At 65.2% G+C, this 12223-nt stretch carries 14 protein-coding genes; 6 read left to right on the top strand and 8 right to left on the bottom strand.

Annotation, left to right across the window (positions count from 1 at the left end):
• Nucleotides 1-3 precede the first annotated feature (3 nt).
• Entirely contained in the window at nucleotides 4-1230 is a 1227-nt protein-coding gene (locus tag PVV74_RS05925; RefSeq protein WP_103762177.1) for a DUF1501 domain-containing protein, read from the top strand.
• Nucleotides 1231-1291: 61 nt separating this feature from the next.
• Nucleotides 1292-2011, top strand: coding sequence for a GNAT family N-acetyltransferase (locus tag PVV74_RS05920; protein WP_274592578.1), 720 nt, complete (start codon nucleotides 1292-1294; stop codon nucleotides 2009-2011).
• 21 nt (nucleotides 2012-2032) lie between these two features.
• On the opposite strand, the gene PVV74_RS05915 is transcribed toward PVV74_RS05920, so the two are convergent.
• Nucleotides 2033-2749 (bottom strand): response regulator, encoded by a 717-nt coding sequence (locus tag PVV74_RS05915; RefSeq protein WP_274592577.1) that lies wholly within the window; start codon nucleotides 2747-2749, stop codon nucleotides 2033-2035.
• A gap of 183 nt (nucleotides 2750-2932) precedes the next feature.
• On the opposite strand from PVV74_RS05915, the gene mce reads away from it, so the two are divergent.
• Both mce and PVV74_RS05905 read left to right on the top strand, forming a co-directional pair.
• Nucleotides 2933-3337: a methylmalonyl-CoA epimerase gene (gene mce, locus PVV74_RS05910; protein WP_274592576.1), complete on the top strand. Its 405-nt coding sequence runs from the start codon at nucleotides 2933-2935 to the stop codon at nucleotides 3335-3337.
• Complete coding sequence (locus PVV74_RS05905) at nucleotides 3337-3615, top strand: DUF1467 family protein (RefSeq protein ID WP_103762180.1); 279 nt, start codon at nucleotides 3337-3339, stop codon at nucleotides 3613-3615. Before mce ends, PVV74_RS05905 begins: the two co-directional genes overlap by 1 nt.
• Here the strand turns inward: PVV74_RS05905 and PVV74_RS05900 are convergent.
• Entirely contained in the window at nucleotides 3612-4070 is a 459-nt protein-coding gene (locus PVV74_RS05900; RefSeq protein WP_274592575.1) for an Lrp/AsnC family transcriptional regulator, read from the bottom strand. The two genes, PVV74_RS05905 and PVV74_RS05900, sit on opposite strands and share 4 nt — an antisense overlap.
• A gap of 114 nt (nucleotides 4071-4184) precedes the next feature.
• On the opposite strand from PVV74_RS05900, the gene PVV74_RS05895 reads away from it, so the two are divergent.
• Nucleotides 4185-4391, top strand: a complete 207-nt coding sequence (locus tag PVV74_RS05895; RefSeq protein ID WP_103762182.1) for a DUF6356 family protein — start codon at nucleotides 4185-4187, stop codon at nucleotides 4389-4391.
• A gap of 38 nt (nucleotides 4392-4429) precedes the next feature.
• On the opposite strand, the gene PVV74_RS05890 is transcribed toward PVV74_RS05895, so the two are convergent.
• From PVV74_RS05890 to PVV74_RS05865, 6 genes are all read right to left on the bottom strand, one after another.
• Entirely contained in the window at nucleotides 4430-5074 is a 645-nt protein-coding gene (locus PVV74_RS05890) for a YitT family protein (RefSeq protein WP_245890442.1), read from the bottom strand.
• Between the two features lie 143 nt (nucleotides 5075-5217).
• Nucleotides 5218-7425, bottom strand: a complete 2208-nt coding sequence (locus PVV74_RS05885) for an NADP-dependent isocitrate dehydrogenase (RefSeq protein WP_274592574.1) — start codon at nucleotides 7423-7425, stop codon at nucleotides 5218-5220.
• Between the two features lie 115 nt (nucleotides 7426-7540).
• Nucleotides 7541-8788: a multidrug effflux MFS transporter gene (locus tag PVV74_RS05880; protein WP_274592573.1), complete on the bottom strand. Its 1248-nt coding sequence runs from the start codon at nucleotides 8786-8788 to the stop codon at nucleotides 7541-7543.
• Between the two features lie 79 nt (nucleotides 8789-8867).
• Entirely contained in the window at nucleotides 8868-9236 is a 369-nt protein-coding gene (locus tag PVV74_RS05875) for a potassium channel family protein (protein ID WP_103762185.1), read from the bottom strand.
• 104 nt (nucleotides 9237-9340) lie between these two features.
• The gene (locus PVV74_RS05870) at nucleotides 9341-9997 is read right to left on the bottom strand and encodes a DsbA family oxidoreductase (protein WP_103762186.1); all 657 of its coding nucleotides are present in this window, start codon (nucleotides 9995-9997) and stop codon (nucleotides 9341-9343) included.
• A complete protein-coding gene (locus PVV74_RS05865; protein WP_274592572.1) occupies nucleotides 9984-11510 on the bottom strand; it encodes a class I adenylate-forming enzyme family protein in 1527 nt (508 codons plus the stop codon). The genes PVV74_RS05870 and PVV74_RS05865 overlap by 14 nt, the downstream gene beginning before the upstream one ends.
• A 66-nt stretch (nucleotides 11511-11576) precedes the next feature.
• Here PVV74_RS05865 and PVV74_RS05860 point away from each other — a divergent pair, with 66 nt between their 5' ends.
• Nucleotides 11577-12200, top strand: a complete 624-nt coding sequence (locus PVV74_RS05860; RefSeq protein WP_103762188.1) for a helix-turn-helix domain-containing protein — start codon at nucleotides 11577-11579, stop codon at nucleotides 12198-12200.
• Nucleotides 12201-12223 lie beyond the last annotated feature (23 nt).

The following is a 12223-nucleotide window of genomic DNA, read 5'->3' as shown; positions in this document are numbered from 1 at the left end:
AGCATGACCGATACCTCACGTCGCGCGTTCCTTGGCCGGAGCCTTGCGCTGGGCTGTTCGCTGGCGGCCAGCCCGCTGGTGACGCCGGTCACGATGGCGCGCGCGCCGTGGGACACGCGGCTGGTGGTGATCATCCTGCGCGGGGCGATGGACGGGCTGGACGTGGTGCGCCCGGTGGGCGATCCGGGCTATGCCGCGTTGCGCGGCGGGGCCGCGCCGCAGGGTGGGCTGGCGCTGGACGGTATCTTCGCGCTGCATCCCGAGTTGTCGGGGCTGATGCCGCTTTGGCAGAAGGGCGAGTTGGGGTTCGTTCACGCTGTCTCGACCCCCTACCGCGACAAGCGCAGCCATTTCGACGGACAGGACATCCTGGAGGCCGGCACGGGACAGGACGCGTTGGGTCGTGACCGAGACGGATGGCTAAACCGGATGTTGCAGGCGATGCCGGGGATCACCGCCGAGACGGCCTATGCGGTGGGGCGCGAGGACATGCTGATCCTGTCGGGCGACGCGCCGGTGGCAAACTGGTCGCCCGAGGCGGCGCTGGCGCTGAGCCCGCAGGCGCAGCGGCTGCTGGAGAGGGTGATGCATGACGACCCGCTGTTTCGGGCGACGATGGACGAGGCGATTGCCCTGTCGCAGACCGAGATGGCGGAGTTGGCGGGGGACGGCACGCTTGATACCGCTGACATGATGAACGCGATGCAGGAGAATATGCGTCCCACGCGCGACCGCGATCGGGTGGGCAGTGTCGCACGCTTCGCCGCCGAGCGTTTGCGGGGCGACAGCCGGATAGCGGCCTTTTCGCTGAACGGGTTCGACACCCATGCCCAACAGGAGCGGACCCTGCCGCGGGCACTGGCGCCGTTGCAGGAGGCGGTTCTGACCCTGCGCGACGAGCTGGGCGATGTCTGGGGCAAGACGGCGGTGCTGGCAATGACGGAATTCGGGCGCACGGCGCGGCTGAACGGCAGTCGGGGCACCGATCACGGCACGGCGGGGGCGATGCTGCTGGCGGGCGGGGCGATTCGCGGCGGTCACGTTCTGGGCGACTGGCCGGGGCTGGCAGAGGCGGACCTGTACCAACGCCGCGATTTGATGCCGACGCGGGACGTGCGCGCCATCGCGGGCTGGGCGATGCGCGGGCTGTTCTCGCTTGACCGGGCGCAGGTCGAGGGCACGATCTTTCCCGGGCTAGACATGGGCGCCGACCCGAAACTGATCCTCTGATGTTTCGCTTTCCTCTCAGCGCCTTGTCTGGCTATTGTCCGGTGGGAAAGATGAGGCGCAGATGACAGATGACCGCCCCGTGGGGCCAAAGATCCCCGATTGGACCGCGCCGCCGGTGCCGGACATGGCGCCGCTGGAGGGGCGCTACGTGCGGCTGGAGGCGCTGGAGGCGGACCGCCACGCCGCGATCCTGTTCAAGGCGTTCGACGGGCATGACCATGTGTGGGATTACATGCCGGTGGGGCCTTTCGCCTCGGCCGCGCAGTTTCACCGCTGGATGCGGGACGAGACGGCCAAGGACGCGATCCTGTTCTACGCGATCTACGACAAGGACCGGGGCGCCTATGGCGGGTTCGCGTCCTACCTGCGGATCAAGCCCGAGTCGGGGTCGATCGAGGTGGGGTTCATCGCCATGGCGCCGCAGCTTCAGCGGACGCGGGCGGCGACCGAGGCGATGTTCCTGATGATGCAATGGGCGTTCGAGGCCGGCTACCGGCGCTACGAGTGGAAATGCGATGCGCTGAACATGCCGTCGCGGCGGGCGGCGCAACGCTTCGGGTTCTCCTTCGAGGGGGTGTTCGTGCAGGCCACGGTGGTCAAGGGCCGGAACCGCGACACCGCGTGGTTCGCCGTGATCGACAAGGACTGGCCGGCGTTGACGGAGGCCTACCAGTTCTGGCTGGCGCCGGAGAATTTTGACCAGGACGGTCGCCAGATCGAACGGCTGGCCGACCTGACGCGGCTGGTGCGGCGGGGCAGCGACCCGGCGCAAGGGGGCTAACGCGGCCCGGTTTTCAGGAGATCAGATGGCGACCCGCCGGCTGATCCGGTCCTGCACCAGGGCCGTCAGCGCCTTGACCGTGGCAGTGGGCGTGCGCCCGCGCGCGCGAAGTTCGGCCAGGTCGTTCGTGGCCTCCAACAGCGCGGTATCGTCGGCCGCGCGGGCAACGCCATCGAGAAACTGCGCCACGTAATCCAGCATCGGACCATCGCGGTGATCTTCCAGAAGGTTGGCGGCATGGTGCATGTCATCGCGATAGGCCATCGGGTCCGGCGTGATCCGAACCTGCGACACCGCCCGGGGGCCGGCGGGGCGAAAGGTTTCGGGCAGGGCCGCCAGCACGCCCTGCTGAAAGGCCGCGAGGCTGTCGAGCGGTTTGTCGAGAAAGCCGTCGGCGCCGGCATTGATCGCCTCGGCCGCCATGTCGGTATTGCCGCTGAGCCCCAGAAGGCCGGTCACGCGCGGAATGGCCGAGGCCAGTTCCGCGATCAGGTCGAGGCCGGAGCCGTCGGGCAGGCCCAGATCGACGATGACCACGGACGGGCGATAAACCGAAAGATGCCGGCGCGCCGAACGCAGGCAGTCGGCCCGCCGGATGCGCGCCCCGCTGCGCAGGCACATCAGGCGGATCGCCTCGCAGGCGTATCGGCTGTCCTCGACCACGAGTATGGTCAGGCCGAGAAGCGGGCGTCGCGCGGTCGGCGTGTTGGCAAGTGTCAGGCTGTCATTGTCATCCATTGTGCTGCTCCATTCCGGCACCAGGTGAGTCGAAGCTAGGCAGGGTTGGCTAACGAAGGGTTAAGCGGTCGGTGAAAATCTTCCGGATCGCGCGATCTTACGGGTTGCGTCGGCGTGTCGCTTGCCCCCGGCGCATGTGCGGCCCATAACGTGGGCAAGAATTGTCAGACCAAGGAGATCGCCATGATCGGACGCCTGAACCACGTGGCCATTGCCGTGCCCGACCTCGAGGCGGCGGCGGATCAGTACCGCACCGCGCTGGGTGCCAATGTGGGCGCGCCGCAGGACGAGCCGGATCACGGCGTGACGGTGATTTTCATCGAGCTGCCCAACACCAAGATCGAGTTGTTGTATCCGTTGGGTGAGAACAGCCCGATCAACGGGTTCCTGGAAAAGAACCCGGCGGGCGGCATTCACCATGTCTGTTACGAGGTGGAGGACATCATCGCGGCGCGCGACCACCTTAAGGAAAACGGCGCGCGGGTGCTGGGCAGCGGCGAGCCCAAGATCGGCGCGCATGGCAAGCCGGTGCTGTTTTTGCATCCCAAGGATTTCAACGGCTGTCTTGTCGAACTGGAGCAGGTCTGATGGGGATTGCGTCGGGAATCGTTCTGTTTCTGGTGATCTGGTTCATGACCTTTCTGATCGCCTTGCCGATCCGCATCCAGACGCAAGGTGAGGCGGGCACCACGGTGGAAGGGACGCACAAGGGGTCCCCCGAAAAGCACCACCTGCGCAAGAAATTCATCATCGTGACGGCGGTGGCGTTCGTGCTTTGGGCGATTGCGGCCTATGTCATCCTTGGCGGGGTGATCACGGTGGAGGACATCGATTTTTTCGGCACCATGTCGGGGGCGCGCAATTAAATCGGCAAGGCCGTGGTGTCCTTGATTTCCTCCATCACGAAGCTGGCGGAGACGTCGCGCATCGGCACGCGGGCGACGAGCGCCTGGTAGAGGCGGTCGTAATCGGCCATATCGGCCACGCGGGCGCGGATCAGATAATCGAGATCGCCGGTCATGCGGTAGACGCCCTGAATCTCGGGCATGGCGCGGGTGGCGCGGGCGAAGGTTTCGAGCCAGTGCGCGTCGTGCTGGGCAGCGCGGACCTGGATGAAGACGGTCAGGCCGAGGTTCAGCTTGGCGGCATCCAGAAGCGTGACGCGGGCGCGGATGATGCCGGCCTCCTCCATCGTCTTGATGCGGCGCCAGCAGGCGTTGCGCGACAGGCCGACACGGGCGCCGATGTCCTCGAGCCCGAGGCTGGCGTCGCGTTGCAGTTCGCGCAGTATTTTCCGGTCAAAGCCGTCGATTTTCCACATGATTGAGTTTTAATGGGAAAGTTTCACGAATAAAAGCGAATTTGGCTGAAGATTGAAAAAATGTCTCGGGGTGATGCTGATAGATTTAGAAAAACCGATTAACAGGAGTTTCCCATGTTGGCCCGTCTTTTCCTTTCCCACCCGCAGAAGGTCGATGAGACCTATCTGGAACATGCCCGGTTCGCGGGATCGTTCAGCGTTAAACTGTTTGCCGCCGGGTTCTGTGCCCTGGTCCATGCGGTTCTGCCGTTCGCGTTCGAGAAGACAGCCAGCCGGATGATCGCGGAGATGTATGCCAGGACGCATGGGCGGGGGCAATAGCTGCGCAGGGGTGCGTGGGTTTCACCCACCCTACGGGTTTAATTGGCAATATAGCGTTCGCGGTTGTGGTTGAAGGTGATCACGAGATTCAGTACCAGCGCGCCCAGGAGCGACCAGCCCACCACGCTGAGCGGAAAGAGCAGGGCGGCGACGGTGAAGATCACCGCGTCCGTCATCAACTGCACGTAGCCGGCGCGAAAGCCGGTTTTTTCCTGCACCCAGAAGGCCACGACGCCCAAACCGCCAAGCGAGCTTTTGTGGCGGAACATGGCCAGCAGCCCCATGCCCACTGTCGCGCCGAAGATGACAGCGCCGAGGGCGGGGTGCAGGTGGTCGATGGTGAAGCCGAGTGGCAGGAGGTCGGTGACGACCGAGAGCAGCGCAACCGAGACGAGTGACTTCACGGTGAATTCCAGCCCGAGCTTGCCATAGGCCAGCGCGTAGAAGGGCAGGTTGATGAGGAGAAAGACCACGCCGAACGACCAGCCCGAAAGATAGCTGAGGATCACGGCCACGCCAGCGGTCTGGCCGGTGATGAGGCCCACGGTCGTCAGGATGTGGATGCCGACGCCGCAAAGCAGCACCCCTAGGGCGATGCCTTGGGTGTCTTCGATCGGGGAATGGGGTACGGTGGGCGGGTCTGTGGTGTCCATCCGGGTGAGATAGGGCAGGCAGGCTGTCATTTCCACGCAGATGTGCCGCGATGCCCGCGCCCGTCGGGCCGATGCCGGATAAAGTGGCGTATCGTTCAAAGGTTGGACGGGTCTTGAAAAAAGCCGCCCCGATGTCGGACCGGGGCGGCTTTGATTTTACGATAGGCTGCCGGTTATGTGCCGATGATGCCGTTCAGCGTGGGGCTGGGGCGCATCACGGTGGCAAGCCGGCCTTCGTCGGGGTGGTAGTAGCCGCCGATGTCCGCCGGGCTGCCTTGGGCCGCGGCGAGTTCCGAGACGATCTGTTGTTCGTTCTCGGCCAGCGCCTGGGCCATCGGCGCGAATTCCTCGGCCAGCTTGGGGTCGTCGGTTTGCGCGGCCAGTGCCTCGGCCCAGTAGCGGGCGAACCAGTAGTGGCTGTCGCGGTTGTCCGGCTCGCCGACCTTGCGCGAGGGCGAACGGTTGTTGTCGAGGATGCCCTGGGTGGCTTCCTCGATGGTCTCGCCGAGGATCCGGGCGCGGGCGTTGTCCTTGGTCTCGCCCAGGAACTTGAAGCTTTCGCCCAAGGCGCAGAATTCACCCAAGGAGTCCCAGCGCAGGTGGTTTTCCGACTGCAACTGCTGGACGTGCTTGGGGGCAGAGCCGCCCGCGCCGGTCTCGAACAGGCCGCCGCCATTCATCAGCTTCACGATCGACAGCATCTTGGCCGAGGTGGCCAGTTCAAGGATCGGGAAGAGGTCGGTCAGGTAGTCGCGCAGGACGTTGCCGGTGATGGCGATGGTGTTTTCGCCCTTGGTGATGGTCTCAAGGCTGGCGCGGGTGGCCTCGCGCGGGGCCATGATCTCGAACTTGTCGGCGACGCCCTTTGCTTCCAGGATCGGCTTCACGAAGGCGATGAGCTCGGCATCGTGGGCGCGGTTCTCGTCCAGCCAGAAAATGGCGCGATAGCCGGTGGCCTTCTGCCGTTCGATGGCGAGGTTCACCCAGTCTTCGACGGGTGCCTTGCGGGTCGAGGCAGAGCGCCAGATGTCGCCTTTCTTGACCTCGTGCGAATGCAGCACGGTGCCGTCGTCGAGGATCATCTTGACGGTGCCGTCCTCGGGGATTTCGAACGTGGTGGGGTGGCTGCCGTATTCTTCGGCCTTTTGCGCCATAAGGCCCAGGTTTTGCACCGTGCCGGCGGTGGCCGGGTCCAGTTTTCCGTTTTCCTTGAAGTACTTGATGGTCTCGTCATAGACCGGCGCATAAGAGCTGTCGGGGATGACGCAGACGGCATCGTGTTCCTTGTTGTCCGGGCCCCAGCCCTTGCCGCCCGAGCGGATGAGCGCGGGAATGGAGGCGTCGATGATGACGTCGGAGGGCACATGCAGGTTGGTGATGCCGCGGTCGCTGTCGACCATGTACATCGGCGGGCGCGCTGCGCGGCAGTCCTCGATGGCGGCCATGATCTCGGGCTCGTCCTTCACGCGCTCCAGCAGGTCGCCCATGCCGGAGGCGGGGTTCACGCCCAGTTCCTTCATCCGGTCGCCGTATTTGTCGAACACCGGCTTCAGCCATTCCCGGACCGCGTGGCCGAAGATGATCGGGTCGGAGACCTTCATCATGGTGGCCTTCAGGTGGATGGAGAAGAGCACGCCCTCGTCCTTGGTCTTCTTGATCTCGTCGGCGAGGAAATCGTCGAGGGCGGACGCGCTCATGTAGGTGGCGTCGACGACGGTGCCGGCGGGGTAGCTGACGCCGTCCTTGAGGACGGTTTCGCCATTCGCGCCTTCAAGCACGATCCTGGCGGTGGCGGCGCCGTCCAGCGTGGCGGATTTCTCGTTAGAGAAGAAGTCATGGGCGTCCATCGAGGCGACGCGTGTCTTGCTGTCGGAGGACCAATCACCCATGCGGTGCGGGTTGTTCTGGGCGTATTTCTTGACCGGCGCGGCGGCACGGCGGTCGGAGTTGCCCTCGCGCAGGACGGGGTTCACGGCCGAACCCTTGATGGTGTCGTAGCGCGCGCGGACCTCTTTTTCCGCTTCGGTTTCGGGCGTTTCCGGGTAGTCGGGGATTGCATAGCCCTGGCCTTGCAGTTCGCGCACGGCCGCCACGAGCTGCGGCACGGAGGCCGAGATGTTGGGCAGCTTGATGACGTTGGCGCCGGGTTGCTTGACCAGTTCGCCCAAGGCGGCGAGGTCGTCGCTGACGCGCTGGTCTTCGCTCAGGTGATCGGGAAAGGTGGCGAGTATACGGCCCGCCAGCGAGATGTCGCGGGTGCCGACCGAGATATCGGCGGCGGTGGCGAAACTCTTCATGATGGGCAGGAGGGACGCGCTGGCCAGTTCGGGGGCCTCGTCGACCTTGGTGTAGACGATATCGGGATTGGAGGTGTCGGCCATCGGAAATACCTTTCGATCAGGACATGACAAAGCGTGGGTCTTGAGCGCGTCATAGACCATGAAAGCGGTTTTGACCAGACGGTATGCGACAGTATACCGAATAAATTGTCAGCGGTCAGAGCCGGGGGTTTGGGTCGCGGTCTAGCTTGCGCATGAACTGCGTCAGCAGGAGCGCGAGGCTGGCGAAGATCGCGACTCCGATCAGCAGGGGCATGGGCGTCCCGTTGAACGCAAGACCCACGGGCATGGCCAGCAGAATGGATCCGACCGTGGACAGTCCGGCGATAATCGAGGCCGCCATGCCCGCGATATGACCCAGCGGTTCGAGCGCCAGGGCGTTCAGGTTGCCCATCGTGAGGCCCAGTTGCAAAAAGACGATGACCTGCCAAACGAAGTAGAGTGCGAAGGGGCCGTTGCCGCCGTAACCGCCGAGGAAGGTCGCCAGAACGGCAAGTGTGACGACGGTTTCGATCACCAGGGCCATCTGGATCAGGCGGCGCATCCCGAGGCGCATGACGAGGGCGGCGTTGATGACGCTGCCCAAGGCGGCGACTGTCGCGACACCGGCGAACCAATAGGGAAATTCCTCGGCGCGGCCATAGGTGATATCCATGATCTGCTGAATCGAGCTGATCGAGGCGAAGAGCATCGAAAGGCACAGCGTCTGCACGAGGATTGACAGGCGCGCCATCGGGTGGCGGATGACTTCGCCTGCCGAATGCAGCAGCTTGCGCGTCCGGAAGGGCACGCGTCGGTCGCGCGGAAGGGGCTCATTAAGGCGCAGCCACATCCAGAAAGTGCTGAGCGCGGCGAAGACGAGAAAGGACACGAAGATGCCGCGCCACGCGAAGACCGCGATGATCCCGGCGCCGGCCATTGGTGCAATTGCCGGAACGAGGGTGAAGACCAGCATGACGAAACTCATCAGCTGGGCCATTTCGCGCCCCTTGTAGATGTCGCGGATGATGGCGATGGCAATGACCCGTGCCGCTGCCGCGCCCAGCCCCTGTAACACGCGGGCCGCGAGCACGGTTTCCAGCGTGGGGGCCGCAAGCGCCAGGATCGCGGCGGCGCAGTAGAGGGCGGCTCCCCAGATGATGACGCGCTTGCGGCCATAAGCATCGGACAGCGCGCCGACGAAGAACGTGCCGACGCCGAGGCCCAGCACGAAACTGCCGATCACCAGCTGCGCCTGGTTGGGCGCGTCGGGCGACAGCTTGGCCCCGATGGCGGGCAGGGCGGGCAGCATGGCGTCGATACTATAGGCGACCGTGGCCACCAGCATCGCCATCAGCGCCACGAACTCGGCCCGGCCCATGACGGGCGCGGCGGGGGTGGCGGGGTGGTCGGTGGGAGCGGTCATGACCGGGCGCTATCACGGTGCCGGGATGTGCGCCAGAGCGAGGCGTGCACAGACAGGGGGCCGTTTTCGCACAGGCGCGTCAGTCGTCGGGGCGGCGGTCGATATTGGCTTGTGTGCCTTCCTCGTCCGAGGGGCGCGGCGGGCCGTGATGCAGCTTGCCCACCAGCCATTCTGTGTGTTCCTCGCGCTTGCGCATGGCGAAGGCGCCGATCTGCTGCACGGCGATGGCGAAGACGCCAAGGCCCACGAAGATGAAGACCGTTGTGCCGATCTTGCCCGCCGCAGTGGCCGGAACAAGGCTGCCGTAACCGACGGTGGACAGGGTGATGACGGTGAAGAAATAGCTGTCGAGCCAGCTCCAGCCTTCGACGTAGTGAAAGAAGACGGTGCCGCCGAGGATGATGGCGGGCAGGGTCGAGAGTAGCAAAAGAAGTCGCAATCCGCGCATGTCAGACCTCCATTCGGTGTGGCCCTGCCCAAAGGAACAGGGCCGCGGCGCGGATGGCAAGGGGGCAGGACGGTGTCGAGCGTCATGCCTCGGGCTGATTGCGCTCAGATGGCGGGGTCTTCATCGCTTTCGAGGTTCTCGACGATCTCGTCGATGACCTTGATCCAGAGGTCGGGAGATTGACAGCCCGGCACGGCATGCTTGCCCGCGACGATGAAGCAGGGCACGCCGGTCACGCCCATCTCGCGGAAGGCCTTGTCGCGGCCCGCGATGCCCTCGATATCGGCGTCGGAGGCCAGCAGTTTCTGAACCACCGCGGCGTCCATCTCGGCACTGTCGGCGATATCGCCCAGAACCTCGGGATCGCTGATATCGCGTCCGTCCTCGAAATAGGCGCGGAAGAGCGACATGGCGACGGCCATCTGGCGGCCTTCGATGCCCGCCCAGTGGATCAGGCGGTGAGCGTCCATTGTGTTGGGCGTGCGCGTGATCTTGTCGAAATTGATCGTCAGCCCCTCGGCCTCGGCCCGTTCGGCGATGGGGGCATAGGCCTGAACCGCGCCGTCCTTGCCGCCGAACTTTGCTTCGAGGTACTCACGCCGGTCCATGCCCTCGGGCGGCATGTCGGGGTTGAGCTGGAACGGGTGCCATTCGATCTCGAACGGGTGGCCGGGGCGTTCGGCCAGCGCCTTGTCGAGGCAGGCCTTGCCGATATAGCACCACGGGCAGATCGGGTCGGAGACGATATCAAGCTTGACCATGCAGGTCCTTGTAGATCGGCCGCAGCGCGCGGCGCAGGAGTTTTCCGTTGGCGCCCGTGGGCAGCGCGTCGAGGTGGAAGAAGCCACGGGGGCGCTTGTAGGCGGCGAGGTTGTCGTTGACATAGGCCTTGAGCACGTCCTCGGCAACCGGGGCGGGCGCGGTGTAGAAGGCCATGATAAGGCGGGCGTCCTGTTTGACCTCGATCTCGGTCACGGCGGATTGGGTGATGTCGGGGTGAGCGTTCAGGACCGCCTCGACCTCCATGGGCGACACGCGGAAGCCGCCGGCGTTCATCATGTCGTCGGAGCGGCCGAGGTAGGTGATATCGCCCTTGGGCGACATGATGCCCTGGTCGCCGGTGAGGAACCAGTCGCCCTGGAAGCGGTCTGCGGTCTCGTCTGGTTCGCCCAAGTAGCCCAGCATGAGGCCGGGGTCGGAGCGGTGGATGGCGATGGTGCCTTCCTCACCCACGGGCACCGGGCCGTCTGGGCCGATCAGCGCCACGTTGCGACCCGGCTGAGGGCGGCCCAGCGTGCCGGGGGCAGCGGGGTGATCGGGGCAGCCCGAGATGAAGGTGGAGCATTCGGACATGCCGTAAGCCTCGAAAAGCGGCGTGCCGGTCGCCTCGCGCCAATGGGCGTCGATTGTGGCCGAGAGCTTTTCGCCCGCGGTCAGGCCGTGGCGGAGTTTCGGCAGGTCGAGCGTTTTGCCGGGAGCGACGAACTTGCGGAAGACGCCGGGGGCGGCGGCGAAGATGGTGGCATCGTGGCGTTTCATCAGCAGGGGCAGCTGGTCGGGCGTGACGGAGGTGGCCGGGATGAGGGCGGTGGCGCCTGCTGTCCACGGGTCCATCAGGCCGGTGCCGAGCGTGTAGGTCCAGTTGAAGGCACCGGCATGCACCAGGCGGTCGTCCTGGCGCAGGCCGTACCAGCCGTCGACCATCATCTGCCGCGCCCAGATGGCGCGGTGGGCGTGCATCACCGCGCGGGGCGTGCCGGAGGTGCCGGAGGTGTAGATGATATAGGCCAGCCGGTCGGGGTCGCCCATGTCGAAGTCCGCCGGGGCATTGTCGTGCATGGCGCGCAGGGCGTCGGTGTCGATGACGGGAATATCCGTGTCGGGGCAAGGGATGTCCGTGCCGCGCAGGATGGCTTTCGGTTCCGTGGTCTTGAGGATGCTGGCGACTTCGCGCTCGGTCAGTTGCGAGGAGGTGGGGATCGGCACGAGGCCCACGGCGATGGCGCCGAGATAGGCGATGGGGAAGTCGACGGTGTTGCCGAGGCGCATGAGGACACGGTCGGCGGGCTGAAGGCCGTGCCCCAAGAGGCCCGCGCCGGTGCCGAGGACGGCGGATTTCAGACGCGCGAAGCTGTAGCGTTCGGAGCCCGAGAGCCCGAGGATGGCCAGCGCGACCTTGTCGGGCAAGTCGTCGGCATGGCGCAATACATGAGCGGCCAGGTTGAAGGGCGCGGGGCAGGGCGGAAAGGCGGTGGTGTCGGTCTCGGAGCGCATGGCGGGAGGATTATGGCTGCCACCGCCAAGTTGCAAGCCATGGCGGTGCTGCGTATAGCGTAGGACATGGAAGACAGATCGCCCGTGAGCCTGATCAGGCTGGCCCGCGAAAGCGGGGAAGAGGACGCGGCACAGCCGCTGAACCTGGCCGAACGGGTGCGCGATTTGCGCAAGTCGCGGGGCTGGACGCTGGAACAGGCCGCCAAGCAGGCGGGGCTGGCGCGGTCCACCCTGTCGAAGATCGAGAACGGGGTGATGTCGCCCACCTACGATGCCTTGAAAAAGCTGGCGGTGGGGCTGGAGATCTCCATCCCGCAGCTGTTCACTCCGCCTCAGCGCGAACAGGTCAGCGGCCGGATGGCGGTGACCAGGCAAGGGCAGGGCACGGCGCAGGCGACCACGACCTACGAGCATGAACTCTTGGGCGATGCGCTGTTGAAGAAGCGGATGCTGCCCTACCGTGCGCGCATCCGGGCACGGTCGGTCGAGGAGTTCGACGGCTGGGTGCGCCATGACGGCGAAGAGTTCATGTATGTCCTGACGGGGGTTGTCCGGCTGTACACCGAATTCTACGAGCCGATCGAGATGCGCCGGGGCGACAGCGCCTATTACGACGCCACCATGGGCCACAACGTGGTGTCGGTGAGTGACGAGGATGCGACGATCCTGTGGGTGACGTCGCTGGCGTGATGGCGATGGTGCGCGTGGGGGGA

This window comes from Roseovarius sp. SK2 (assembly GCF_028807495.1).
GTDB lineage: Bacteria > Pseudomonadota > Alphaproteobacteria > Rhodobacterales > Rhodobacteraceae > Roseovarius > Roseovarius confluentis.
The sequence above is the reverse complement of the archived record's forward strand: the minus strand, read 5'-3'. Positions and strand labels throughout refer to the sequence as shown.

Excerpts from the sequence above, each read along its gene's own strand:
- PVV74_RS05890 (WP_245890442.1), bottom strand. The coding sequence starts at position 5,074 with ATGACAGCCTGCCTGCCCTATCTCACCCGGATGGACACCACAGACCCG.
- PVV74_RS05925 (WP_103762177.1), top strand. The coding sequence starts at position 4 with ATGACCGATACCTCACGTCGCGCGTTCCTTGGCCGGAGCCTTGCGCTG.
- PVV74_RS05880 (WP_274592573.1), bottom strand. The coding sequence starts at position 8,788 with ATGACCGCTCCCACCGACCACCCCGCCACCCCCGCCGCGCCCGTCATG.
- PVV74_RS05915 (WP_274592577.1), bottom strand. The coding sequence starts at position 2,749 with ATGGATGACAATGACAGCCTGACACTTGCCAACACGCCGACCGCGCGA.
- PVV74_RS05885 (WP_274592574.1), bottom strand. The coding sequence starts at position 7,425 with ATGGCCGACACCTCCAATCCCGATATCGTCTACACCAAGGTCGACGAG.
- PVV74_RS05900 (WP_274592575.1), bottom strand. The coding sequence starts at position 4,070 with ATGTGGAAAATCGACGGCTTTGACCGGAAAATACTGCGCGAACTGCAA.
- PVV74_RS05920 (WP_274592578.1), top strand. The coding sequence starts at position 1,292 with ATGACAGATGACCGCCCCGTGGGGCCAAAGATCCCCGATTGGACCGCG.
- PVV74_RS05865 (WP_274592572.1), bottom strand. The coding sequence starts at position 11,510 with ATGCGCTCCGAGACCGACACCACCGCCTTTCCGCCCTGCCCCGCGCCC.
- PVV74_RS05875 (WP_103762185.1), bottom strand. The coding sequence starts at position 9,236 with ATGCGCGGATTGCGACTTCTTTTGCTACTCTCGACCCTGCCCGCCATC.
- PVV74_RS05895 (WP_103762182.1), top strand. The coding sequence starts at position 4,185 with ATGTTGGCCCGTCTTTTCCTTTCCCACCCGCAGAAGGTCGATGAGACC.
- PVV74_RS05905 (WP_103762180.1), top strand. The coding sequence starts at position 3,337 with ATGGGGATTGCGTCGGGAATCGTTCTGTTTCTGGTGATCTGGTTCATG.
- PVV74_RS05870 (WP_103762186.1), bottom strand. The coding sequence starts at position 9,997 with ATGGTCAAGCTTGATATCGTCTCCGACCCGATCTGCCCGTGGTGCTAT.
- mce (WP_274592576.1), top strand. The coding sequence starts at position 2,933 with ATGATCGGACGCCTGAACCACGTGGCCATTGCCGTGCCCGACCTCGAG.
- PVV74_RS05860 (WP_103762188.1), top strand. The coding sequence starts at position 11,577 with ATGGAAGACAGATCGCCCGTGAGCCTGATCAGGCTGGCCCGCGAAAGC.